Origin of the sequence: Pseudomonas syringae, from assembly GCF_021606685.1 — a bacterium.
GTDB lineage: Bacteria > Pseudomonadota > Gammaproteobacteria > Pseudomonadales > Pseudomonadaceae > Aquipseudomonas > Aquipseudomonas syringae_R.
The window spans coordinates 11,209-34,404 of sequence record NZ_WKCB01000061.1 but is presented as its reverse complement, the minus strand read 5'-3'; the positions used below and the strand labels follow the sequence as shown (position 1 = coordinate 34,404).

Annotated in this window: 21 protein-coding genes; 13 read left to right on the top strand and 8 right to left on the bottom strand. The window is 62.4% G+C overall.

Annotation, left to right across the window (positions count from 1 at the left end):
• Together GIW02_RS20565 and GIW02_RS20560 are read left to right on the top strand one after the other, a co-directional pair.
• A partial coding sequence (locus tag GIW02_RS20565) for a ribonucleotide-diphosphate reductase subunit beta (RefSeq protein WP_032873688.1) occupies positions 1 to 341 on the top strand: 341 nt, incomplete at its 5' end.
• Between the two features lie 148 nt (positions 342 to 489).
• Positions 490 to 978, top strand: a complete 489-nt coding sequence (locus GIW02_RS20560; RefSeq protein ID WP_236418916.1) for a DUF1289 domain-containing protein — start codon at positions 490 to 492, stop codon at positions 976 to 978.
• Positions 979 to 986: 8 nt separating this feature from the next.
• Here the strand turns inward: GIW02_RS20560 and GIW02_RS20555 are convergent, their stop codons facing one another.
• Entirely contained in the window at positions 987 to 1,595 is a 609-nt protein-coding gene (locus tag GIW02_RS20555) for a LysE family translocator (RefSeq protein WP_236418914.1), read from the bottom strand.
• A gap of 112 nt (positions 1,596 to 1,707) precedes the next feature.
• On the opposite strand from GIW02_RS20555, the gene GIW02_RS20550 reads away from it, so the two are divergent.
• The 4 genes from GIW02_RS20550 (at position 1,708) to GIW02_RS20535 (ending at position 5,471) form a co-directional block, all read left to right on the top strand.
• Positions 1,708 to 2,571, top strand: a complete 864-nt coding sequence (locus GIW02_RS20550) for a LysR family transcriptional regulator (RefSeq protein WP_236418912.1) — start codon at positions 1,708 to 1,710, stop codon at positions 2,569 to 2,571.
• A 158-nt stretch (positions 2,572 to 2,729) separates the two neighbouring features.
• A complete protein-coding gene (locus GIW02_RS20545) occupies positions 2,730 to 3,644 on the top strand; it encodes a class I SAM-dependent methyltransferase (RefSeq protein WP_236418911.1) in 915 nt (304 codons plus the stop codon).
• Between the two features lie 147 nt (positions 3,645 to 3,791).
• Positions 3,792 to 4,508 carry a phosphatidylcholine synthase gene (gene pcsA, locus GIW02_RS20540; protein ID WP_236418910.1) on the top strand — a complete coding sequence of 239 codons (717 nt, stop codon included), beginning with the start codon at positions 3,792 to 3,794 and terminating at the stop codon, positions 4,506 to 4,508.
• A gap of 183 nt (positions 4,509 to 4,691) precedes the next feature.
• Entirely contained in the window at positions 4,692 to 5,471 is a 780-nt protein-coding gene (locus GIW02_RS20535) for a TSUP family transporter (protein WP_236418909.1), read from the top strand.
• On the opposite strand, the gene nudC is transcribed toward GIW02_RS20535, so the two are convergent.
• On the bottom strand, positions 5,439 to 6,272 hold the full coding sequence (gene nudC, locus GIW02_RS20530) for an NAD(+) diphosphatase (protein ID WP_236418908.1): 834 nt from the start codon (positions 6,270 to 6,272) through the stop codon (positions 5,439 to 5,441). The genes GIW02_RS20535 and nudC overlap by 33 nt on opposite strands.
• Positions 6,273 to 6,277: 5 nt before the next feature.
• Complete coding sequence (locus GIW02_RS20525; RefSeq protein WP_236418906.1) at positions 6,278 to 7,090, bottom strand: crotonase/enoyl-CoA hydratase family protein; 813 nt, start codon at positions 7,088 to 7,090, stop codon at positions 6,278 to 6,280.
• A gap of 192 nt (positions 7,091 to 7,282) precedes the next feature.
• Between GIW02_RS20525 and GIW02_RS20520 the strand changes: the two genes are divergently transcribed.
• From GIW02_RS20520 to GIW02_RS20505, 4 genes are all read left to right on the top strand, one after another.
• Positions 7,283 to 8,551 (top strand): chloride channel protein, encoded by a 1,269-nt coding sequence (locus GIW02_RS20520; RefSeq protein WP_236422024.1) that lies wholly within the window; start codon positions 7,283 to 7,285, stop codon positions 8,549 to 8,551.
• Between the two features lie 62 nt (positions 8,552 to 8,613).
• Complete coding sequence (locus tag GIW02_RS20515) at positions 8,614 to 9,168, top strand: UPF0149 family protein (RefSeq protein WP_236419171.1); 555 nt, start codon at positions 8,614 to 8,616, stop codon at positions 9,166 to 9,168.
• Positions 9,169 to 9,260: 92 nt separating this feature from the next.
• A complete protein-coding gene (aroA, locus tag GIW02_RS20510; protein ID WP_236419169.1) occupies positions 9,261 to 10,517 on the top strand; it encodes a 3-phosphoshikimate 1-carboxyvinyltransferase in 1,257 nt (418 codons plus the stop codon).
• A gap of 32 nt (positions 10,518 to 10,549) precedes the next feature.
• Entirely contained in the window at positions 10,550 to 10,939 is a 390-nt protein-coding gene (locus GIW02_RS20505; protein WP_236419167.1) for a hypothetical protein, read from the top strand.
• A gap of 1 nt (position 10,940) precedes the next feature.
• Here GIW02_RS20505 and GIW02_RS20500 read toward each other — a convergent pair whose 3' ends face one another.
• Positions 10,941 to 11,540, bottom strand: coding sequence for an NAD(P)H-dependent oxidoreductase (locus tag GIW02_RS20500; protein WP_236419165.1), 600 nt, complete (start codon positions 11,538 to 11,540; stop codon positions 10,941 to 10,943).
• 72 nt (positions 11,541 to 11,612) lie between these two features.
• On the opposite strand from GIW02_RS20500, the gene GIW02_RS20495 reads away from it, so the two are divergent.
• On the top strand, positions 11,613 to 12,215 hold the full coding sequence (locus tag GIW02_RS20495; RefSeq protein WP_236419164.1) for a TetR/AcrR family transcriptional regulator: 603 nt from the start codon (positions 11,613 to 11,615) through the stop codon (positions 12,213 to 12,215).
• Here GIW02_RS20495 and GIW02_RS20490 read toward each other — a convergent pair.
• Positions 12,196 to 12,867, bottom strand: a complete 672-nt coding sequence (locus tag GIW02_RS20490; protein WP_236419162.1) for a GNAT family N-acetyltransferase — start codon at positions 12,865 to 12,867, stop codon at positions 12,196 to 12,198. The genes GIW02_RS20495 and GIW02_RS20490 overlap by 20 nt on opposite strands.
• Before the next feature lie 209 nt (positions 12,868 to 13,076).
• On the opposite strand from GIW02_RS20490, the gene GIW02_RS20485 reads away from it, so the two are divergent.
• Positions 13,077 to 13,928: a CAP domain-containing protein gene (locus tag GIW02_RS20485; RefSeq protein ID WP_236419161.1), complete on the top strand. Its 852-nt coding sequence runs from the start codon at positions 13,077 to 13,079 to the stop codon at positions 13,926 to 13,928.
• A gap of 170 nt (positions 13,929 to 14,098) precedes the next feature.
• Positions 14,099 to 16,297, top strand: coding sequence for a GAF domain-containing protein (locus GIW02_RS20480; RefSeq protein ID WP_236422023.1), 2,199 nt, complete (start codon positions 14,099 to 14,101; stop codon positions 16,295 to 16,297).
• 8 nt (positions 16,298 to 16,305) lie between these two features.
• Here the strand turns inward: GIW02_RS20480 and GIW02_RS20475 are convergent, their stop codons facing one another.
• The 3 genes from GIW02_RS20475 to treS are packed head-to-tail and all read right to left on the bottom strand — an operon-like array spanning position 16,306 to position 23,105.
• Positions 16,306 to 17,472, bottom strand: coding sequence for a GGDEF domain-containing protein (locus GIW02_RS20475; RefSeq protein WP_236422022.1), 1,167 nt, complete (start codon positions 17,470 to 17,472; stop codon positions 16,306 to 16,308).
• Positions 17,473 to 17,523: 51 nt separating this feature from the next.
• Positions 17,524 to 19,761 (bottom strand): 1,4-alpha-glucan branching protein GlgB, encoded by a 2,238-nt coding sequence (glgB, locus tag GIW02_RS20470; RefSeq protein ID WP_236422021.1) that lies wholly within the window; start codon positions 19,759 to 19,761, stop codon positions 17,524 to 17,526.
• Positions 19,758 to 23,105 (bottom strand): maltose alpha-D-glucosyltransferase, encoded by a 3,348-nt coding sequence (treS, locus tag GIW02_RS20465; RefSeq protein ID WP_236422019.1) that lies wholly within the window; start codon positions 23,103 to 23,105, stop codon positions 19,758 to 19,760. Before treS ends, glgB begins: the two co-directional genes overlap by 4 nt.
• Between the last annotated feature and the right edge of the window lie 91 nt (positions 23,106 to 23,196).

Below are 23,196 nucleotides of genomic sequence, written 5' to 3'. Positions count from 1 at the left end.
ATGTGATCAACCAGATCAAAATCGAAAACCCACACCTGTGGGATGCCGAGATGAAGGAAGAAGCGACCCAGATGATCCTGCAAGGGACGCAACTGGAGATCGAATACGCGCGCGACACCATGCCACGTGGGGTGTTGGGCATGAACGCGGCGATGATGGAGGACTATCTGAAGTTCATCGCGAACCGTCGTTTGTCGCAGATTGGCTTGAAGGAAGAGTATCCAGGGACGACGAATCCGTTCCCGTGGATGAGCGAGATCATGGACCTGAAGAAAGAGAAAAACTTCTTCGAAACCCGTGTGATCGAGTACCAGACAGGCGGCGCGCTGAGCTGGGATTGATTCAACACTGCCTTAAAAATGTGGGAGGGGGCTTGCTCCCGATAGCGGTGTATCAGACACAGATGTGCAAACTGACACTTCGCTATCGGGGGCAAGCCCCCTCCCACATTGTCCAAGTGTGTTCTTTAGACTTGCGTACAAGCCTTTTATGCCCAATCAAACCATCAAGACACCCTGCGTCGGCCTGTGCTCCACCGTTTACGGCGACCTGGTCTGCCGGGGCTGCAAGCGTTATCACCATGAAGTAATCCAGTGGAACGGCTACAACGCCGAGGAAAAGCAGGCAGTGTGGCTGCGTCTGGAGCAATTGCTGGTGCAGGTGATGGCCAGCAAGCTGGAAGTGCTCGACCCCCAGCGCCTGCGTCAGCAACTGGAAGACCGCAAGATTCGCTTTATGCCGCACCAATCGCCCTATTGCTGGGCGTACCAGTTGATTGCTCGGGGTGCGCGGGTGATTTCCAAACTGGATGCGTATGGGCTGGCGTTGCTGCCGGAATTTCGCGAGCGCAGCCTCACGCAGTTGCGTGATGCGATAGACCGGGAATTTTTCCTGCTGTCCGAGGCGCATTACGAGCGGTACATCGCGCCAGGCTTCCTGAAAGAGGCCTTCGGGCCGGCCCTGATCGCCACCTTCTGACCTTGCCGTCAGCTATGCACAGGCAAGGCCACCCCGAACAGCACAAAGAAACCACCGCAGACTTTATTGAATCGACGCCCGGTTCGGGCCAACCATGGCCTGACCCGGTGTGCGGCGCTGGCCACCAGGTACTCAACGGCAAATTCCACAACGGCGTAGGTCAGCGCAATCGCGGCGGTCTGCGCGATGAGGTTTCTGTGTGGGTCCAGGAATGGCGGAATAAACGCGGTGAACAACAGCAGCGCCTTGGGGTTGGACATCGCCGATACGAACCCTTGGCGAAACAGCGACCAACTGCGCAGGCTGGTGATAACGGGCGCCTCCAAACTCACCGGAGCCGCGCGCCACAACCCGTACCCCAGCCAGATCAGATACAGCCCGCCCGCCACTTTCAAGACCATGAACCCGGTCGCCGATGCCTGGATCAGCGCGCCCAGGCCCAACGCGCAAAACGACAGCACCAGCGCAAAGCCGAGCACCCCGCCAGCGATGGTGAACAGCGTTTTACGCGACCCGTGCAGCGCGCCATGGGTCAGCACCAGCAATGCATTGGGGCCTGGCACGACAGCGATGCCCAGGCAGGTAATGACGTAGAGCAACCAAGTGTCGAAGGGCATGATCAGGTCCGGCAGGTGTAGGTTCAGGCAAGGATTTTGCGAGTGAACAACCTTTATGAAAAGCGCATAATTCACGGCATAGCCATTCGATAAACGAATAGAGGTCACCCGGATGCCCGCCAGCAATTTGCAGATTGATTGGCTCAAATGCTTCGTGGCCGTGGTGGATGCCGGTTCGCTGTCGGGCGCGGCACATGAGGTAAATCGCTCGCAGTCCGCCGTCAGCATGCAAATGAAGAAGCTCGAGGCCGCCCTGGGCCGACAGTTGTTGAGCCGTGGCCCTCGGCATCTGCAACTGACCGCGGACGGCCAGACCCTGCTGGGCTACGCCCGGCGCCTGCTGGCCCTGCACGCCGAGACACAGGCGGCGTTTCACGGCGAAGAACTGACCGGGCGCATCCGCCTTGGCGTCGCCGAGGACTACGCGGCGATGTACCTTACGCCGGTGCTCAAGCGTTTTTCGCCGCGCTACGCCGGTGTGGAAATAGAACTGACCTGCGAACAATCGACCACACTGATCCCACGTGTACGCAGTGGCGAGCTTGATCTTGCGCTGGTGTCGCGGGATACCCCGCAAAGTGGCACTTTTCTGTTCAAGGAACCCATGGTGTGGGTCGGCTCGCCCCAGTTCGAACTGTGGCGGCGCGACCCGCTGCCGATTGCCGTGTACGAAAGTGCCAGCCTGGCGCGGCGTTATGCGGTGAACTCGCTGAGCCAAAAGGGACGCGAATTCAAGGTGGTCTACAACAGCTCCAGCCTGGCCGGCCAGGTCGCCGCCGTTGAAGGTGGGCTGGCGATTGCGGCGATCACCCAGTGCACCGTGCAGGCCTCGCTGCAGGTCCTGGGCAGCGAGCACGGCTTGGGCAGCATTGAGCCCATGGAGGTTTCAATCCTGCGCAGCCGCGCCTCGCGCGGGTCGGAAGCGGTCGACAGCCTGCATGCATTCATCATCGCCGCGCTGCGCCAGCAGGCGTAGCCGCTGCGGCGTGGCTCAGCAGGCAGCGGGCGACGTCTGTGACAAGGCAGGGCTGACACGCGATTGCACGGGGCTGGCCGCGTGCATCTGTTTGGGTTAACCCCCACTGGCGACAATTGTGTTTAAAATGCCGCCCGCTCAACGACCGACGCTCAACGATGACCCCAGACGCACTAGCCACCCTGCACGCCCACCTGCTCACCGCCCTGGCCAACCCGCCGGCGGAAACCCGGCGCCTGTTCCACGGCCGTGGCCGCTGCTGGCCGGGCTTGGAGCAGCTCACGGTGGATTGGTTGCAAGGCGTGCTGCTGGTGTCGCTGTTCAAGGAGCCGGAGCCGGCGCACCTGAACGCCTTGAAGCAATTGCTGCAAGCAGAGTTCGCGGCCTATACCGTCGCGCTGCAACACCGCTACCTGCCGCAGAGCACCACCGAGTGGCTGGTGGGCAGCCCCGTCGACGAGCTGACTATCACCGAAGGCGGCCTGCGTTACCTGATCGACCTGGGCAAGAAACAGAATAGTGGGCTGTTTCTCGACATGCGTTACGGCCGCAACTGGGTGCGTGAACAGGCCAAAGGCCAGCGCGTACTCAACCTGTTTGCCTACACCTGCGGGTTTTCCGTGGCCGCCATCGAAGGCGGTGCCGAGCACGTGGTGAACCTGGACATGGCCCGCGGCGCCCTGAGCCGTGGTCGCGACAACCATCGCTTGAACGCCCATGACCTGAGCAAAGTCAGCTTCCTGGGCCACGACCTGTTCAAGTCCTGGGCCAAGGTGACCAACGGCGGCCCTTACGACCTGGTGATCATCGACCCGCCCTCCTTCCAGAAAGGCAGTTTTCTGCTGACCAAAGATTATCAGCGCGTCCTACGCCGCCTGCCGGATTTGCTCAGCGCCCAAGGCACCGTATTGGCGTGCATGAACGACCCGGCCCTGGGCAAAGACTTCCTGATCGACGGCGTGACCCGCGAAGCAGCGGGCCTGCGCTTTGTCGAACGCTTGGAAAACCCGCCGGAATTCCCGGATATCGACCCACAAAGTGGCTTGAAGGCGCTGGTGTTCCGCCAAGGCTGATGCCGAAACGTCCTACGCTTGCTACGCTAAGTGATACACCGGGTGGTGAACCTTCTTACCCCCTTCCCGGTCGATACCTGCATTCCCCGGCCAGACTCGACGGCGTTACGCTGTCGGCTGCCCCGTTTCACTTTTGGAGAACCGCCCGTGATATCGACCCTGCATGTAGCCAGACTCAAAGCCTGGGGCGCCCACGGCTTCACCGCCACCGGTGTGGTGCTGGCCTTCCTGGCCACCCTGGCGCTGTTGGAAAACTCCCCCAAGGCCTGCCTGCTCTGGCTCGGCCTGGCGCTGGTGGTGGATGGCGTCGACGGCTCCCTGGCACGGCGGCTCAACGTCAGCACGGTATTGCCCAGCTTTGACGGCTCGGTGCTGGACCTGGTGATCGACTACCTCACCTACGTGTTCATTCCCGCGTTGTTCATCTACCGCTATATCGACCTGCCGGACTTCACACACCTGTTTACGGTGTCGGTGATCCTGGTGTCGTCGCTGTTCTGCTTCTGCAACGTGAACATGAAGAGCAAGGACAACTACTTCGTCGGCTTCCCCGCCGCCTGGAACGTGGTCGCCTTGTGCGTTTACATCATCCAGCCGGATGCCTGGGTGACGTTGCTCACGGTGATCGGCCTGGCTTTGCTGACCGTGACGCCGATGAAGTTCCTGCATCCGTTCCGGGTCAAGCGTTTTATGCCGATCAATATCGCGGTCACCACGATCTGGTTGCTGTGCAGCTTTCTGATGGTGGTGGATTACCCGAACACCAACCCGTGGACGTTTGGGTTGTGGTCGCTGATGTCGGCGTACTTCCTCGGCATCTGCATCTGGCGCACGGCGCTGGAGTGGCTGGGAACCCACAAATAGCCCGGTGTATGCAATTCAAATGTGGGAGGGGGCTTGCCCCCGATAGCAGTCTGTCAGTCAGTTTATCTGTAGCTGACCCACCGCTATCGGGGGCAAGCCCCCTCCCACATTTGGATCTCCACCACCCAGGCAGGTAAGATGGCAGCCCTTCGCACAGCGCCCTGCCAAAAATAAGCCCTGCCCATGCCCTTCGAACTCAGTGTTGACCTCACGACCCTCGCCATCCTGGCCGTAGTTGCCTTTATCGCCGGTTTCATCGACGCCATCGCCGGCGGCGGCGGGCTGCTCACGACCCCGGCGCTGCTCACCGCCGGTATGCCACCGCACTTGGTGCTGGGCACCAACAAACTCAGTTCAACCTTCGGCTCGGCCACCGCCAGTTTCACCTTCTACCGCCGCAAGCTGTTCCACCCGCGCCAGTGGGTGCATGCCATCGTCGGCACGTTGATCGGGGCGCTCACCGGCGCCGTCGTCGCCCATTACCTGCCCGCCGAAACCCTGAACAAGATGCTTCCGGTGATCGTCTTCGCCTGCGGTGTGTACCTGCTGTTCGGCGGCACGCCCAAGGCGCCGTTGGACGCCGATGCGCCGATCAAGAAGAAATGGCAGGCCACCCAGGGTTTCGGCCTGGGCTTCTACGACGGCGTGGCCGGGCCCGGCACCGGTGCGTTCTGGACCGTCAGCACCATGCTGCTGCACCCCATCGACCTGGTGAAGGCCAGCGGCGTGGCGCGCAGCATGAACTTCGTCAGCAACGCGGCAGCGCTCACGGTTTTTATCATCAATGGTTCGGTGGACTGGATCGTCGGTCTGGCCATGGGCATTTCGGTGATGGGTGGCGCGTTCTTTGGCGCACGCAGCGCAATCAGCGGCGGCGCCAAATTCATTCGCCCGGTGTTTATCACCGTGGTCCTCGGCCTGACCGTGCGCCTAGCCTGGCAGCACTGGTTCAGCGTGGCCTAAGCGACGGGCCACGTAGAGGTCGATGAGGTAACGCGCAATCGAACGTGACGCCGGCAACGGCGGCAGGTCGTGGATATTGAACCACTGCGCGTCTTCGATCTCGTCGGCCTGGGGCACGATATCGCCCCCCGCGTATTCGGCGTGGAACCCCAACATCATCGAATGGGGGAACGGCCAGCACTGGCTGCCCATGTACTGGATGTTCTGCACCTCCACCTGCACCTCTTCGCGCACCTCGCGGATCAGGCAGTCTTCGGCCGACTCGCCTGGCTCGGCAAAGCCGGCCAAGGTGCTGTAGACCCCTGTCACAAAGCGTGGCGAACGCGCCAGCAGGATCTCGTCGCCACGGGTCACCAGCACGATCATGCTCGGCGAAATCCGTGGGTAGCTGCGCAGGTCGCAGGCCTGGCAGAACATCGCACGCTCGCGTGGCACCTGGACCATGGCCTGGCCGCAACTGCCACAAAACCTGTGCTCACGCGCCCAGGTACCGATCTGCGCGGCGTAGCCCAGCACTTTGTACAGGGTGTGATCGCCTTGCAGCATAAAGCCACGCAGGCCCTGCCAGCTGCACCCTGGCACCTCGGCGGCAGCATTCAGCTCCAGCAAGTACACCGGTTCACCGTCGAGGTGGCCGATACCGTGCTCGGCAAACACCGAGAGGTCCTGGCGCTTGAGCCATTCACGGGGAAACAAGGGGCCATTGCCGTCATGCAAAAAGCCCTCGCGGCTGCGGGCGACGGCCCAGCCGCCGGGGGCGTCGTTGTCCAGCAGTGTGGTGGTAATCCAGCCTGGGGTCATGTCAGTCAATCCACGAATTCGGGTTTCTGCTTACTCATATGGGCCGCGATGGCCACGCGCAGGTCGTTGGATTGCAACATAGCCGAGTTCCAGGTGGCAACGTATTCCAAGCCGTCATTGACCGTATGGTCACGCATATAGCTGATCATGGCCTTGGTGCCGGTGACGGCAATCGGCGACTTGGCGGCGATTTCATGGGCGATGTCCATCACCCCGGCAAACAGGCTGTCCTGGTCGGGATAGACGCGATTGACCAGGCCGATGCTGCGCGCTTCTTCGGCGCCGAACTGGCGACCGGTGTAGGCCAGCTCGCGCAACATGCCGTCGCCGATGATGCGCGGCAGGCGCTGCAGGGTACCCACGTCGGCGGCCATGCCGATGTCGATTTCCTTGATCGAGAACTGTGCACCCTCGGCGGCGTAGCGCATGTCACAGGCGCTGATCAGGTCGATGGCGCCACCAATGCAGTAACCCTGGATCGCCGCCAGTACCGGCTTGCGGCAGTTGTCGACCGCATTGAAAGAAGCCTGCAGCTCAAGGATCTTGCGGCGCAGCAGGCGCGCATTGCGGCCCACGTCCTTGCCGAACTCATTGGCCACCGAAGCCAGCATCATCAGGTCGATGCCGGACGAAAAATGCTTGCCGGCCCCGCTCAGCACCACCGCGCGTACCGCGTCGGTGTCTTCGACCCATTGGAAGATGTCGATGATTTCGGTCCAGAACACCGCGTTCATCGCGTTGATCTTTTCCGGGCGGTTGATCTGCACATGGGCAACGTTGCCGCTGAGTTCGACGACGAAAGCTTGGTATTCGGACATGGCAGTGATCCCTGACTGGCGAGTGATAAGGCCCGAACTATAACAAGGGTGCGCCACGGCGCATCGGCCAAAAACGGGACTGGCAAAAGTAATGAAATGTTGTGGCGGCGCAGTTCGTGCAGTGCCGATACATTTCACCCGGGAGTCGCGATTTATCGGCTATACACTCAGGGCCATTGCCTGGAGCCACGTATGCCGACCCCCTTTCGTTCATCCTTGCTGTTGGCCCTGGTGCTCGTGTTGACCGGCATTGGCGCGGGCTTGGGCGGCATGCTCCTGGCCTTGCTGCTGCATGGCATCCAGCACTTGGCGTACGGTTACAGCCTGGACAGCCTGGTCAGCCATCAGGGCTTTTTGTGGGGCGTTACGGCGGCCGCGCCGGAGCGCCGCCTGGCCGTGCTGGTAGTGTGCGGGCTGGTAGCAGGCCTGGGTTGGTGGGCGGTGTATCGCTACGGGCGGCCATTGGTGAGCATCAAGCAGGCGGTGTCGGAAAAGATGCCGATCATGCCGCCCAAGACCACCCTCGCCCACGCCCTGCTGCAGATCATTACCGTGGCGCTGGGTTCGCCGCTGGGGCGCGAAGTGGCGCCACGGGAAGTCGGGGCGTTGGTCGGCAGTGGGTTGTCGCAGTGGGCACGATTGGCCCCGGACATGCATCGCCTGATCGTCGCCTGCGGCGCGGGTGCCGGGTTGGCCGCCGTGTATAACGTGCCGTTGGGGGGCGCGGTGTTTGTGCTGGAAGTGCTGGTGGGGGCGTTCAGTTGGCCGGCGGCGATCATCGCCTTGGCGACCTCCGCGATTGGCGCGGCAGTGGCGTGGATCGGGCTGGGCGCCGAGTCGCAATACCAGGTGCCGCATTTTCTGCTGAGCCCGGCGCTGATCACCTGGGCTGTCGTGTGTGGGCCGCTATTTGGTGTGGCCGCCTACGGGTTCGCGCGCCTTACCGGCCACGCCCGGGCGCATGCCGCACGCGGCTGGCGCCTGCCGGTGCTGGCGCTGATCAACTTCACGATCATCGGCGGGCTGGCAATGCTGCTGCCGCAGATCCTCGGCAATGGCAAAGGCCCGGCGCAACTGGGTTTCGATAATCAACTGACGATCGGCCTGGCCGCGCTGTTACTGCTGGTCAAGGTGCTGATCACCACCAGCAGCCTGCGCGCCGGGGCCGAGGGTGGCCTGCTCACGCCGGGCCTGGCCAATGGCGCGCTGTTGGCGATTATCCTCGGCGGCGCCTGGAGCCTGGTGTGGCCCGGCGTGCCACTGGGGGCGTTTGCGATCATCGGTGCAGCGGCGTTCCTCGCGGCCAGCATGAGCATGCCGCTGACGGCCATTGTGCTGGTGGCGGAGTTCACCCGTATCGAGCATGACTTCCTGGTGCCGATCATTCTGGCCGTGGTGGGATCGGTGTGCGTGAAAGCGCTGCTTCAACGTTGGGAAACTGCTGGAAAAAAACCTGCCTAGGCGCCATCCTTCGCGCTTTAAGCCGCCCTGTCAGCGGCGCTCGACGTTTGAAGGATATGCCCATGCACGCCCAGCCCCTCGCCCCTGCCGATTTCGAATTCATCGAAGAAACCCTGCTCAAGTACGGCGACGACCATTCGGTACTGAACCTGGCCGAACTCGACGGCTACTTCACCGCGCTGGTGTCCAGCCCCGCGCAGGTAGATGTGGCCGAGTGGTTCCCGGCGATCTGGGGCGGGCAAAACCCGGAGTGGGACAACATGGACGAAGCCCAGCGTTTCCTCGAACTGTGCGTACGCCATATCAACACCCTGGCCGGCCAACTGGCGACGGATGCCGAGGGTTTCAAGGCGCGCTTCGATGACACCGAACACCAGGGCCAAGTGGTCACCCTCGCCGAGGAATGGTGCTTCGGCTATATCCGTGGCGCGGCGATCGGCAACTGGCCAGCGCTGCCGGCCCCCCAGGCCGCGCTGCTGGAGAAAATCTCCTGGTGCGCCGAGCAGGACAATTTCGAATTGCCTGCCGACCTGGATGTAGCGGCGCACCAGCAACGCGTCAGCGACATCGAACCGGCGGCGCGGGCGCTGCATGATTATTGGCTGGCCTTGCGCTAAGCCTCGACAAGCACCGCTGCTTTGGCCGATTATTCGGGTCCGCCCCGTCGGCCACTCCGTGCCACCTTGCCTTGAATCAGGAGCCTTGTACCTTGAGTTCGCAGAAGACCGTGACCGTTACACCGCCCAATTTCCCCCTCAATGGCAAGGTCGCGCCCCCCGGCTCCAAATCCATTACCAACCGCGCCCTGTTGCTAGCAGCCCTGGCCAAGGGCACCAGCCGCTTGAGCGGCGCGTTGAAGAGCGATGACACCCGGCATATGTCGGTGGCCCTGCGCCAGATGGGCGTGACCATCGACGAGCCGGACGACACCACCTTCGTGGTCACAGGCTCCGGCAAGTTGCACTTGCCGACGCAGCCGTTGTTCCTCGGCAATGCCGGCACCGCCATGCGTTTCCTCACCGCCGCCGTCGCCACCGTTGAAGGCACCGTGGTGCTGGACGGCGACGACTATATGCAAAAACGCCCGATCGGCCCGCTGCTGGCCACCTTGCGCCAGAACGGCATCGCGGTCGACAGCCCAACCGGTTGCCCACCGGTGACCGTACACGGCGTGGGCAAGGTCGCGGCCAAACGCTTCGAGATCGACGGTGGCCTGTCCAGCCAGTACGTCTCGGCGCTGCTGATGCTGGCCGCGTGCGGCGCAGCACCGATTGAAGTGGCGCTGACCGGCAAGGACATCGGCGCCCGGGGCTACGTGGACCTGACCCTGGACTGCATGCGTGCCTTTGGCGCGCAGGTCGAGGTGGTCGACGACACCACCTGGCGCGTCGCCCCTACCGGCTACACCGCGCATGATTACCTGATCGAACCGGACGCTTCCGCCGCCACCTACCTGTGGGCCGCCGAAGTGCTGACCGGTGGGCGCATCGACATCGGTGTGGCGGCAAACGCGTTCACCCAGCCGGACGCCAAGGCCCAGGCCGTGATCGCGCAGTTCCCGAACATGCACGCCACGGTGGTTGGCTCGCAGATGCAGGACGCGATTCCGACCCTGGCGGTACTGGCAGCGTTCAACAACACCCCGGTGCGCTTCACCGAGCTGGCCAATTTGCGCGTCAAGGAATGTGATCGCGTGCAGGCGCTGCATGACGGCCTGAATGAGATCCGCCCCGGCCTGGCGACGATTGAAGGCGATGATTTGCTGGTGGCGGCTGACCCGGCCCTGGCCGGTACGGCGTGCAACGCCTTGATCGACACCCACGCCGACCACCGTATCGCCATGTGCTTTGCACTGGCGGGGCTGAAAGTCGCGGGTATCCGCATTCAAGACCCGGACTGCGTGGCCAAGACCTATCCTGACTACTGGAAGGCCTTGGGCAGCCTTGGGGTTCAACTGAGCTACTGAAGCCAAAGCGTCGGAATGGGGAGGCAATGCACATGACAGTTCGCCAACCCTGCCCACCCGGCGCCTGTGTCTGTGACCGCGAACAGTTGCTGCAAACGCCCGGCGCCGACCTGCGCATCCTCAAGCTGACACGCCAGGAAGAAAAGAAACTGCTCGAGCGCCTTGAAGACCTGCAAAGCCTTCAAGACCTGGAGCGCATGCAACAGCGGATGTACGAGCTATTGGGTATCCGCGTGCATGTCGCGCCGGGGCATACCGAGGTCAAGAGCATGCGCGGCATACAGATCACCCTTGATGAGCTGCCGGGCATGTGCCGCAAGACCCGCCAGACGATCCCGGCGGCGATTCGCCGGGGCCTGGAAAAACGCCCGGAAATCGCCTACCGCCTGCTGGATGCCCACGACCTGTTTCGCGACGGTTGACTCAACCAGCCACCGTCTCGCTCGAGAACACCCCCCGCCCGACTGCGCTGGCCTTATTCAGATGCGCCTGCGCGGCGCCGTCTTCGGACTCCAGCAACAGCTCGGACGTCACTACCTGCGCCCCACAGTAATCGAAGATCCCGTAGTCGATCTGCGTACGCATCGCCTTGGCGTAGCCGTGTCGATCGAACGCGCTGGCATCGGCAGCGCCCAGGGCCAGCAGATGCACCTGCAGGTGCCGCAGCTTTTTCACCACCGGCGTGTCCGGGCCGTAGTCGATCGCCCAGCCGTTGACGAAAACACGGTCGACCCAGCCCTTGAGCAGCGCTGGCATTGACCACCAGTAGATCGGGAAGACCAGCACCAGCGCGTCGGCGCGGTCGATGCGCGCCTGTTCGCGCAGCACATCGGCCGGCGGCGCGGCACGGTTGCGGTGCACCCCATGGTCAGCGGCGGTGTAGCGTGGGTCGAAACCTTCGGCAGCGAGGTCGGCAATCTCGAAGGTATGGCCGGCAGCACCCAGGCCTTCGGCGACGTGCGCTGCCACCGCATGAGTGAGGGCGTGTGGGTCGTGATGAGCAACAACGATCAGGGCGTGCATGACAATGCCTCCGCTTGAGCCTAATATACTTTCAGTAAGTTAACCCGGATAAGTTACTTTTGGTATATAAGCATGTCAAGCGCTGAATCCCCTGCCCCCCGTCGTCGTTTATCGCGTGAAGATCGTCTGCGCCAATTACTGGATGTGGCCTGGCAACTGGTGCGCGATGAAGGCACCGAAGCGCTGACCCTGGGCCGCCTTGCGGAGCTGGCCGGGGTGACCAAGCCGGTGGTCTACGACCATTTCGTCACCCGCGCGGGGTTGTTGGCGGCGCTGTACGCAGACTTCGACGCGCGCCAGAACCAGGTGTTTTCGCAGGCCATCCAGGCCTGCGACGCCACCTTGCAGGCGCGCGCGTGGGTGATCGCCTCGTCCTATGTGGACTGTGTCTTGCTGCAAGGGCGGGAGATTTCCGGGGTGATGGCCGCGCTCAGCAGCTCGCCGGAGCTGGAAACCCTCAAGCGCGAATACGAGGCGATTTTCCTCGCCAAGTGCCGCGACGCCCTGGCGCCCTTTGCACCCGGCGCCAGCCTGCCCCAGGCCGGCCTGCGGGCCATGCTCGGGGCGGCGGACGCGCTGTCTCAGGCGGCGGCCAGTGGCGAGCTCAGCCGTGAGGAAGCCCAGCAGGAGCTGCTTGCGACGATCCTGGCGATGGTCAGCCGCGGACGCTCATGACAAACGCGCGAACCTTGCGCGTCAATTGATCCAGATGCCGGTCGCGCTGCTTCTCGGCGTCGACCATCGCGCGCTTGCCGTGTTTTTGCAGCAGGTAGGTATGAATCTGGCGCACTTCCAGCGAGCTATAAATAGCCGCCACGTCGAGCACCCCCATCAGGCCATCAGTGGCGTAGTCGCGGGTGTTCATCAACACCTGGGTTTCCCGCGCGCCACGCACCTGGAACCCCAGGGCTTCAAACACCGGTACTTTCTCCACGGCGCACGCCAGCTCGGCGTGAGGATAACGCGCCAACACTTCGCGCAGCATCCCGCGCGCCACACCCTGGCGACGCGAGCCAGCCTGTACCGCCATAAAGGCGATGCCACAGGCTTGGGGGTCATCCTTGACCGGCAGGTACAGGCAAAAGCCGATGAGATTGTCCTCCTCCATCGCCACCACCAGCTCAACCGCGATGCCCTTCTCTCCATTCAACGCTTGCAGGTACAGGTGCACCTCAAAACCCACAGCGTATTGATAGATGTTGTAGAGCAGGTTGCTCGGCGGCAGCGCGACGCTGCTGATGTCGGTGAGGTTATCCACCACCATCTGCAGGATCTGGGCGTTGATGGGCTCGGGGCACGGGGTGGTGTAGTGGGTAAGGCTGAACATGCAGATTCCTGGGGTTTCGCGACAAAACAGCGGGGATTGTACCTGTTGCAGTCGATCTATTCTGCTGGCTGCGGTGATGGCATGAGGCCGCATTGCCACAGGCAACACCGCCAGCGAACACCCGTTGAGGCAAAAAAACAAAAAAGGCGTTGCACCAGACCGGGTTACATCGCGCATCATGGGCGCTTTCAAGCTCAAGGGTAACGTCCATGCGCGTTCTGTCATTGATGATGGGTCTTACGACGCTGGCCGCCAGTACGGTGTTCTGCGCCAGCGCGATGGCGAATGAAGAAACTCAGCTGGTGCAACAGATCAACGAATACCGCAGCCAGGTGCAACGCTGCGGCGACCAGGGTTCCCAGGAACTGCCGCCCCTGGCCACCGATACGCGGCTGGTGCTGCCGGCGACCAATGTCGGCGACCTGCAGCAATCGCTGGCCCGGGCTGCGTACCCGATGGTCAACGTGCAGGCCATCAGCCTGTCTGGCCCCAAGGATGCCCAGGCGGCCATGAAGGCCGTGCGTGAAAGCTTCTGCCGCGTGGTGCTGGACCCGCAATTTGTCGATATCGGCGTCAGCAACAGCGGCCAGGACTGGCGCATCGTGCTCGCGCGCCCGCTGTTGTCCAGCGGGCTGGGCGATTGGCAGACCGAAGGCAAGCAGCTGCTCAGCCTGATCAACACGGCCCGTTCGCAACCCCGCCAATGCGGCACCCTGGCGTTCACCGCCACCACCCCATTGTCGTGGAATGATGACTTGGCCGGCGCCGCCAACAGCCACACACGCAACATGGCCAACGGCAATTTCTTCGACCACCTGGACCACGACGGGCGCACGCCCGGTGACCGTGCCGAGCTGGCGGGTTATATCGCGAAAAACATCGGCGAAAACATCGCAGCCGGCCTGGACACGCCACGCAAGGTAGTCGACGGCTGGCTCGCCAGCCCCGGCCATTGCGCCAACTTGATGAACCCGCAATTTCGCGAATTGGGCGCGGCCTATGCCATGGACCCCAAGAGCGACGCGGGCATTTACTGGACCGGTTTATTCGGCGCGCAATAGGGTTGGGCCCAGTGCCCGACCCGGCTGAACCCAAGCCACTCAAATGAGTGGAGTATCAGATTGCCATCTAATGGATAATCGCGCTGAACTGGCAGCGCGTATCCGTGTCTTTAGCTGTGCGCCAGACATTTTCCGACACTCAAGAGCCTGGTAAACAAGGTGTTCCCGCAATGATGAATTGGCTGCAAAGCAGCAGCGATATGGCTGAACGGGTGCGCCAGCATGATTGGACCGCAACCCCGCTGGGGCCATTGGAGCAGTGGCCGGACGTGTTGAAAACCACCGTCGCACTCTGTTTCGCCTCAAGCTTCCCCCAGGCGATTGTCTGGGGCCCGCAGCTGATCACGCTCTACAACGATGCGTTCATTCCGATCCTGGGCACCAAGCCCAATGCGCTGGGCCGCCCGTTCAGCGAAGTGTGGAGCGAGGTGTGGGACGACATCAGCCCGATCGCCGACGCTGCCTTTCAGGGGCATGCCACCTACATCGAAAACTTCCCGCTGGTGATCGAGCGCGGCCAGGCGCGTGAGCAGGCTTATTTCACCTTCTGCTACAGCCCGATCCGCGACCCTCAGGGTCGGGTGGTCGGCCTGCTCGACACCGTGTCCGAAACCACCGCGACGGTGTTCCTTGCCCGGCGCCTGGCGGTGCTGGATGCCATCGGCAACGCGGTGGTCAACGCGGCCGACGCCCAAGCCATCATGACCCGCACCACCGAGCTGCTGGCCCAGCACCTGCAAGTCAGCAATTGCGCCTACGCCGACATGGACGCCGATGAAGACGGCTTCACCATTCGCGACAATTGGACCGCGCCCGGCTCGCCGAGCATCATCGGCCGCTACAGCCTCGCGGCCTTTGGCACTACTGCCGTCAAGTGCCTGCGCGCCGGTGAACCCTTGGTGATCCACGACAACCTGCGTGAGCTGCCGCCCGAAGAATCCGCGCCCTTCCAGGCGCTGGGCGTGACCGCGACGATCTGCATGCCCTTGATCAAGAATGGGCGCCTGACCGCCTTGATGGCCGTGCACGACAAAGTGGCGCGGCCCTGGTCGCCCTACGACCTGGCCTTGCTGCGTGAAGTCACCGAGCGCTCCTGGGCGCATATCGAACGGGTACGCGCCGATGCCGACGTGCGCAAAGGCCTGGCGGCATACGCCGAGCTGAACACCACCCTCGAACAACGCGTGGAAGAACGCACCCTGGCGCTGGCCCAGGCCGAAGCTGCGCTGCGCCAGTCGCAGAAACTCGAAGCCATCGGCCAATTGACCGGCGGCGTGGCCCATGACTTCAACAACCTGCTGACCATCATTCGCTCGTCGGTGGACTTTCTGCGCCAACCGGGCCTGTCGGAAGAACGTCGCCAGCGTTATATGGGTGCGGTGTCCGACACGGTCGAACGCGCCAGCAAACTGACCAGCCAGTTACTCGCCTTCGCCCGACGCCAACCGTTGAGCCCGGAGGTTTTTGACGTAGGTCAGCGCGTACAGAATATCGGCGAGATGCTCGAAAGCGTCACCGGCGCACGCATTCGCGTAAACGTCGAGCTACCGACCAAGGCCTGCTTCGCGCGTATCGACTCCAGCCAGTTCGAAACCGCGCTGATCAACATCGCCCTCAATGCCAGGGATGCAATGGACGGCCAGGGCACGCTGACGCTGCGGGTTGCCGGCCAACAGGCACTGCCGCGTATCCGCGGGGATGCTGGCTCATCCCAGGCGTATATCGCTGTTTCCCTTGGCGATACCGGCCCTGGCATCGCGATGGACACGGTTGAACGGATTTTCGAGCCGTTCTTCACCACCAAGGCCGTCGGCAAGGGCACCGGCCTGGGGCTGTCGCAGGTCTTCGGGTTTGCCAAACAGTCCGGCGGCAATATTGATGTGGCCAGCACGCTCGGCCAGGGCAGCGTGTTCACCTTGTACCTGCCCCAGGTGGAAGCCCAAGCGCCGGCGCCGGCGCCGGCGCCGGAAAGCCTGCTGGAACCACAGGCGGCGGCCCATGACACCACGCAGTGCCGGGTGTTGATCGTGGAAGATAATTTGGAGGTCGGGCGGTTTGCCAGCCAGATCCTGCAGGATCTCGGTTACCAGACCATGTGGGTGACGGATGCCGAACAGGCGCTGGCACTGGCCGGCAAAGATGCGACGGCGTTCGACATTGTGTTTTCCGACGTGGTGATGCCCGGCATGACCGGCGTGGCCATGGCCAAGGTGCTGCGCCAGCGTCGCGCGGACTTGCCGGTGGTGCTGACCTCGGGCTACAGCGACGAGCTGGCCGAAAACGGCTACGACGGTTTTGAGTTTCTCGCTAAGCCTTACTCTGCCGATCAGGTTTCCCGGGTATTGATGAAGGCCATGCTCAAGGACTGAGCATCCCCCTACTCCGCCACCGCCACCTGGTTGCGTCCCATCGCCTTGGCCCGGTACAGCGCCTTGTCAGCCGTGTTCATCAGGCCGTGCAGGTCCTGGTCGAGGGCATGGGTGGAGGCCACGCCCAGGCTGGCGGTCAGCCCGAGCACCGGATCGGAGACCAGGCCGGAAATCGACTTGATCAACTGTTCGGCAATCCCTGTGGCGGTTTCCAGCGAGGTATTGGGCAACAGCACCGCAAACTCCTCGCCCCCCAGCCGACCAAACACATCAGCCTTGCGGAACGAGGCGCTGATCACCGCGCCGATCTGGCGCAGCACCTGGTCACCAGCCTGGTGGCCGTAGGTGTCGTTGATTTGCTTGAAATGGTCCATGTCCAGCATCAGCGCGCACAGCGGCTGCTGGTTGTGCCGACATTGCGCGTAGAGGATCTGGGCGTGTTCAAAAAAAGCACGCCGGTTCATCAAACCGGTCAACTCATCGGTCTGTGCGGCGCGGGTGGAAATGTTGTGGGCACGTTCCATTTGCCGTGTCAGGCGGAAGGCCTTTTCCAGGGCGTCGGACAACTTGCGCGTTGCGCTGACCACAAAAGTGGAGAACACCAGTACTGCGATCGCCACGCCCACTTGCATCGACGATGGCTGAAACAGCAACCAAAGCGTACAGGGCAGCAAGACCAGGGCCATGGATGCCAGTGTCAGGTAGCGGTACGCCGAATAACACGACACCGCACTCACCGACATCCCTACCGTAAACAACATCACCAAGGCTTGGGACAAGCGGTCATCCGTGGGCATGACCGCGAATGCGCCGATGCCCCAGATACCGGCAGACAGCATCAGTGTGATGCAGTAGCGGCGCTCCCAGCGGTCCGGGGTGCGCTCGGAATTAGGGCAGCGGAACCACTCGAGGAACATCTTGAGTCGCACCAGTGAAGACACCGCCAGCGCCACCAGCCAAACCAGGATGACCTGGTGGTCAAACCGGTCCCAACACAGCCAGCAAAGCATCACGGCGGCCAGGTAGCTGCCGAGAATGGCGGCAAATGATTGCCGAAATAACTGGTGCAACCGGTCGGTTCGCACCTGTTCCTCTATGAAACAATCCTGGTCCTGCCCACGCCCAAGGCCATTCATGAAATTCGCTCGATTCGACTGCCACGACAAGGGCGCCATTGTGGCACCCTGCCAGTAACGTGGACAACAAAATCCAGCACGGTAGAGCCTTTAAAGCGCTTCTGGACGCAGAATCAGTACGCCAAGCGGCGGCAGATTCAAGGACAGTGACACCGCTTGCCCATGGCGTGGCTCATCCTGGGTAAACACGGCGCCGCCGTTGCCGTAGTTGGAACCCGCGTAGGTGTCGGCATCGCTGTTGAGCACCTCGCTCCACCGCCCGGCAAAGGGCACGCCAACGGCATAGGCAGCACGCGGCACCGGGGTGAAGTTGGCCACCACCAGCACCGGCTTGCCGTCCTTGCTCCAGCGCAGCCAGGCAAAGACGCTGTTGATCGCATCGTCGCCGATCAACCACTGGAAGCCCTGCGGCGCGTCGTCCTGTTCGTGCAGCGCAGGCTCCTCGCGGTACAGGCGGTTCAAGTCGCCGACCAGCTTCTGCACGCCTTTGTGTTCCGCGTACTGCAGCAGGTACCAGTCCAGTTGCTGGTCGTGATTCCACTCGCGCCACTGGCCGAATTCGCAGCCCATGAACAGCAATTTCTTACCGGGGTGCATCCACATGAACGTCAGGTAGGCGCGCAGGTTGGCAAACTTCTGCCAGCGGTCGCCGGGCATTTTGTCGATCAGCGAATGCTTGCCGTGCACCACTTCATCGTGGGAGATCGGCAGGATAAACCGCTCGGACCAGGCATACACCAGGCCGAAGCTCAGCTCGTTATGGTGATGAGCGCGGTACACCGGGTCCTGCTGGATGTAGTGCAGCGAATCGTGCATCCAGCCCATGTTCCATTTGTAGTTGAACCCCAGGCCGCCCTGTTGGGTGGGCTGGCTGACCCCGGGCCAGGCCGTGGACTCTTCGGCAATCACCAGCGCGCCGGGGGTTTCGAGGGCGACCACGTCGTTCAAATGGCGCAGGAAATCGATGGCTTCCAGGTTCTCACGGCCACCATGGCGGTTGGGCACCCACTCACCGGCCTTGCGTGAGTAATCGCGGTAGAGCATCGATGCCACGGCATCCACACGCAGGCCGTCAATATGGAAGTGCTTGAGCCAGTGCAATGCCGAAGCCAGCATGAAGCCATGGACTTCGGTGCGCCCGAGGTTGTAGATCAGCGTGTCCCAATCCTGGTGGAAACCTTCCAGCGGGTTGGCGTATTCGTACAGCGCCGTGCCGTCGAATTGCGCCAGGCCGTGGGTATCGGTAGGAAAATGCGCGGGGACCCAGTCCAGAATCACGCCGATATCGGCCTGGTGCAAGGCGTCGACGAAGTAGGCGAAGTCTTCGGGCGAGCCAAAGCGCGCCGTAGGGGCAAACTGCGACAACGCCTGATAGCCCCAGGAACCGCCGAACGGATGCTCCATGATTGGCATCAGCTCGACATGGGTAAAGCCCAGCTGCTGCACATACGGCACCAGGCGCTCAGCCAGTTCGCGCCAGGTGTATTGGCGCGCGACCTCGCCCGCCTCGTCCAGCTCGCACTGCCAGGAGCCCACATGCAGCTCATAGATCGACAGCGGCGCGTTGGGCCTTTGCTTTTCAGCACGCGACTGCATCCACGCCTGGTCTTGCCAATTCACCTGCAACGGCGCGGCAACTTTCGACGCGGTGTCGGGAGGCAATTGGGTGGCCAGGGCCACCGGGTCAGCCTTGAGCGGCAGGATGCCATTGGCGCCCAGAATCTCGTACTTGTAGGCAGCGCCCGGTTGCAGACGTGGGATAAAAATCTCCCACACGCCGGACGGATGCCGCAGACGCATTGGATGGCGGCGGCCGTCCCAGACATTAAAGTCGCCCACCACCGAGACTCGCCGGGCATTCGGCGCCCACACGGCAAAACGCACACCTTGCACGCCATCGACGCTGGTCACTTGGGCGCCCAGGCAATTGCCGAGGTCGCGGTGGTTACCCTCGGCAAACAGGTACAGGTCCATCTCGCCGAGGAGCAGTTGGTTGAAGCTGTAGGGGTCTTCGGTGATCTGCTCACCGCCGGCCCATTGGATCTTGAGCAGGTACGGTTGGCGGGTATGGAACTGCCCGACAAACAAACCAGGCACCTGGTCAGCCTCCAGGCTGCCCAGCGTCTCGGCGCCATCGCGGCTCAGCACCTGGACGCTCAGCGCGTCGGGCAGGAAGGCGCGGATGAACTGGCCGCCCTGCTCGTCATCGTGTGGCCCGAGAATCGAGAACGGGTCGTGGTGCTCGGCGCGTACCAGCGCGTCGACGTCTTTGGACGCCGGCAATGCAGTCAACTTTGGCTGCAGCGGTTCTTTATGTGTAAAGCTCATGACGTCTCCCCACCGCGTACAGTGTTCGATAAAGGTGTAAGCCCGCTCAGCAGACCGTGCAGCCCTTGCAGGGGCACCGGTAACCAGGTGGGACGATTTTCCGCTTCGTAAGCCACTTCATACGCGGCCTTCTCCAGGCTGAACAACGTCAGCGCTGCGTCCTGGCCTTTGGCATCCTGCCAGTTATGCGCCAGTGTAGACGTAGCTGCCTGATAAGCCTGGATAAACGCCTGGCGTGCTTCCTTGAGGTAACGATCGGTCACGCGCTTGCGCGCAACGTCGGCTTCCACCGAATGATCCACCCCCTGCACATTCAGGGCCATCGCCGCCGCGTAATCAAAGGAGCGCAACACGCCACTCACGTCTTTATACGGGCTGTGCTTGCCACGCCGCTCATGCAGCGGGCGCGCTGGCTCGCCTTCAAAGTCGATCAAATAGGCATCGCCCTTCACCACCAGCACCTGGCCCAGGTGCAAATCACCATGTACCCGAATACGCAGGCCACCCAGGGTCGCTTTGGCCAGCGCCTGCACATGGCTGGCGATGGCTTTTTTCTGCGCCAGCAAATCACTGACCAGCACCTGATCCGCAGGGTTCAATTGGTCTTGATGAACCTTGAGCAGTTGCAGGGCGCGATCGATCTGCGCACCCACGTCCTTGGCCCAGGCTTGGGTGTCCTTGGCTGTGGTGACCTCGGGTTTGAAGTCTTTGTCGTCGGTAGGCGCGCCCAGCACCCCGTGCATTTCGCCGAGTCGCTGCCCAAGCAAGCCAGCGAAATCCGCCAATTCGCCCAGCGCGTTGTAATGCTGCTCCTGCTCGGAAATGGCTTGCGCCAGCTCGTCGCGAATCGCGCGCTCCAGGTTGTTCTGGGTCCAGCTCCAGGCATCGCCCTGGTTGCTCAGGTAGCCCTGGGCAATCATCAACAGGCTGTCCTCGCCTTGGGCGTCGCGGCGCACCATCGAGCCCAGCAGCGGCGAGATATTCGGGTAATCGGCAGCAGTGAGGTAGGCGCTCATCTCCAGCTCCGGGTGGACCCCGGCGCTGACTTTGCGAATCAGCTTGAGCACCAGGCTCTCGCCCACCACCACTGAGCTGTTGGACTGTTCGGCAGACAAGTAGCGCACCGGCGCTTCGTCGGTCAGTTGCAAGCCGGCCAAGTGTTGGGTGGCTTCGAAGCGCAAATCACCGTCGCTGGTATTCAACACAGTGCCGGCTTGCAGGCCCTGGATCACCGCACGGATAAAGTGCTCGAGGCTGAAGGCGTCGGTCACCAACCCCACCTGACGCACGCGCCGCACTCGGGCCATGGCCAGTTGCTGCGGCAAGGCGCTGGTGAACTGGTCTTCGCCCAGAAAGCCGAACGGCAATTGATAGCGGCTGACCTGGCCACCGGCGGTCACTTCAAGCTCACTGAGCAGGACCGGGTGCTGCGGGTCGCCAAAACGTACGCCGTAGGCGATGCGCACGCTGTCGATGGCCGTGTCCTTGCCGGCGAACCAGCGCCGCTTGGGCAGCCAGGCGGGCAGCGAAATCTGCTCCAGGGTGGCGCGGCAAGGTTCTTCGAGCAGCTCTTCCATACGTTTTTTCAGGACCAACGTGGTGAAGTCCGGCATGCTTTGCGCCGGTTCCACATGCCAGCTCGGCATCTGGTTTTCCGCTGCCAGCACAAACCAGTAGAAGCCATACGGCGCCAGGGTCAGCAGGAAATTCAGCTGGCCGATGGGTGGGAACGCGTTACCGCCGAGCATCTCCACCGGCACCATGCCGGCGAACGCCGACAGGTCCAGTTCAGCGGCCTGGGCACTGCGCGACACGTTGGCCACGCACAGAATGATTTCGGTGCGCCCGTCTTCGCCGGTGAACTCGCGGGTGTACGCAAGGATGCGGCGGTTGCTCGGCGACAGCATCTTGAGGCTGCCACGGCCAAATGCCTTGGACTGCTTGCGCACCGCCAGCATGCGCCGGGTCCAGTTGAGCAGTGAATGCGGGTCCTGGGCCTGGGTCTCGACGTTGACCGACTGATAGCCGTATTGCGGGTCCATGATCGGCGGCAGCACGAGGCTGGCCGGGTCGGCGCGGGAGAAGCCGCCGTTGCGGTCGATCGACCATTGCATCGGCGTACGCACACCGTCGCGGTCGCCCAGGTAGATGTTATCGCCCATGCCGATTTCATCGCCGTAATACAGGGTCGGCGTGCCGGGCATCGACAACAGCAGGCTGTTGAGCAATTCGATGCGCCGACGGTCGCGCTCCATCAGCGGCGCCAGGCGCCGGCGGATGCCCAGGTTGATGCGTGCGCGGCGGTCTGCGGCGTAGTAGTTCCACAGGTAGTCGCGCTCCTTGTCGGTGACCATTTCGAGGGTCAACTCGTCATGGTTGCGCAGGAAGATCGCCCATTGGCAATTAGCGGGAATTTCCGGGGTTTGGCGCAGAATATCGGTAATCGGGAAGCGATCTTCCTGGGCCAGCGCCATGTACATGCGCGGCATCAGCGGGAAGTGAAAGGCCATGTGGCATTCGTCGCCGTCGTCGCCTTTCTTGTCACCGAAATACAACTGTGTGTCTTCCGGCCATTGGTTGGCTTCGGCGAGCAGCATGCGGTCGGGGTAATGGGCATCGATCTCGGCCCGGATCTGCTTGAGCACGTCGTGGGTTTCGGGCAGGTTTTCGTTGTTGGTGCCGTCGCGCTCGATCAGGTACGGGATCGCGTCCAGGCGCAGGCCGTCGATGCCCATGTCCAGCCAGTAGCGCATCACCGATAGCACGGCTTTCATGACTTGCGGGTTGTCGAAATTGAGGTCCGGCTGGTGCGAATAGAAACGGTGCCAGAAGTACTGGCCGGCGACCGGGTCCCAGGTCCAATTGGACTTTTCGGTGTCGAGGAAAATGACCCGCGTGCCGTCGTACTTCTGGTCGTCATCCGACCACACATAAAAGTCCCGCGCGGCCGAGCCGGGCTTGGCCTTGCGCGCCCGCTGGAACCAAGGGTGCTGGTCGGACGTGTGGTTGATCACCAGTTCGGTGATGACCCGCAACCCGCGCTGGTGGGCCTCGGCGATAAAGCGCCGGGCATCGGCCATGGTGCCGTAGTCGCTGTGTACGCCGCGGTATTCGGAGATGTCGTAGCCGTCATCGCGACGTGGCGAGGGGTAGAACGGCAGCAGCCAGATGGTGTTCACGCCCAGGTCGGCGATGTAGTCCAGCTTGGCGATCAGCCCGGGAAAGTCACCGATGCCGTCGTTGTTGGAATCGAAATAGGATTTGACGTGAACCTGGTAGATCACCGCGTCCTTGTACCAGAGCGGGTCTTTGATAAAGGTGGCAGCCTTGGGTTTCTTAGCCATTGGAAACTCCTGAAATTCTGAAATTTTTTGTGGCTGGATGCGGTCAATGTGGGAGCGGGCTTGCTCGCGAATGCGGTGGGCCAGTCAACCA

Bases quoted from the DNA above. Each gene is read 5' to 3' on its own strand.
- GIW02_RS20490 (WP_236419162.1), bottom strand. From the start codon at position 12,867: ATGTTCAGCCTTACCCACTACACCACCCCGTGCCCCGAGCCCATCAAC.
- GIW02_RS20550 (WP_236418912.1), top strand. From the start codon at position 1,708: ATGCCCGCCAGCAATTTGCAGATTGATTGGCTCAAATGCTTCGTGGCC.
- GIW02_RS20560 (WP_236418916.1), top strand. From the start codon at position 490: ATGCCCAATCAAACCATCAAGACACCCTGCGTCGGCCTGTGCTCCACC.
- GIW02_RS20500 (WP_236419165.1), bottom strand. From the start codon at position 11,540: ATGCACGCCCTGATCGTTGTTGCTCATCACGACCCACACGCCCTCACT.
- GIW02_RS20515 (WP_236419171.1), top strand. From the start codon at position 8,614: ATGCACGCCCAGCCCCTCGCCCCTGCCGATTTCGAATTCATCGAAGAA.
- GIW02_RS20480 (WP_236422023.1), top strand. From the start codon at position 14,099: ATGATGAATTGGCTGCAAAGCAGCAGCGATATGGCTGAACGGGTGCGC.
- GIW02_RS20485 (WP_236419161.1), top strand. From the start codon at position 13,077: ATGCGCGTTCTGTCATTGATGATGGGTCTTACGACGCTGGCCGCCAGT.
- GIW02_RS20495 (WP_236419164.1), top strand. From the start codon at position 11,613: ATGTCAAGCGCTGAATCCCCTGCCCCCCGTCGTCGTTTATCGCGTGAA.
- GIW02_RS20535 (WP_236418909.1), top strand. From the start codon at position 4,692: ATGCCCTTCGAACTCAGTGTTGACCTCACGACCCTCGCCATCCTGGCC.
- GIW02_RS20520 (WP_236422024.1), top strand. From the start codon at position 7,283: ATGCCGACCCCCTTTCGTTCATCCTTGCTGTTGGCCCTGGTGCTCGTG.
- GIW02_RS20555 (WP_236418914.1), bottom strand. From the start codon at position 1,595: ATGCCCTTCGACACTTGGTTGCTCTACGTCATTACCTGCCTGGGCATC.
- glgB (WP_236422021.1), bottom strand. From the start codon at position 19,761: ATGAGCTTTACACATAAAGAACCGCTGCAGCCAAAGTTGACTGCATTG.
- GIW02_RS20525 (WP_236418906.1), bottom strand. From the start codon at position 7,090: ATGTCCGAATACCAAGCTTTCGTCGTCGAACTCAGCGGCAACGTTGCC.
- GIW02_RS20475 (WP_236422022.1), bottom strand. From the start codon at position 17,472: ATGGCGCCCTTGTCGTGGCAGTCGAATCGAGCGAATTTCATGAATGGC.
- treS (WP_236422019.1), bottom strand. From the start codon at position 23,105: ATGGCTAAGAAACCCAAGGCTGCCACCTTTATCAAAGACCCGCTCTGG.
- GIW02_RS20545 (WP_236418911.1), top strand. From the start codon at position 2,730: ATGACCCCAGACGCACTAGCCACCCTGCACGCCCACCTGCTCACCGCC.
- GIW02_RS20505 (WP_236419167.1), top strand. From the start codon at position 10,550: ATGACAGTTCGCCAACCCTGCCCACCCGGCGCCTGTGTCTGTGACCGC.
- nudC (WP_236418908.1), bottom strand. From the start codon at position 6,272: ATGACCCCAGGCTGGATTACCACCACACTGCTGGACAACGACGCCCCC.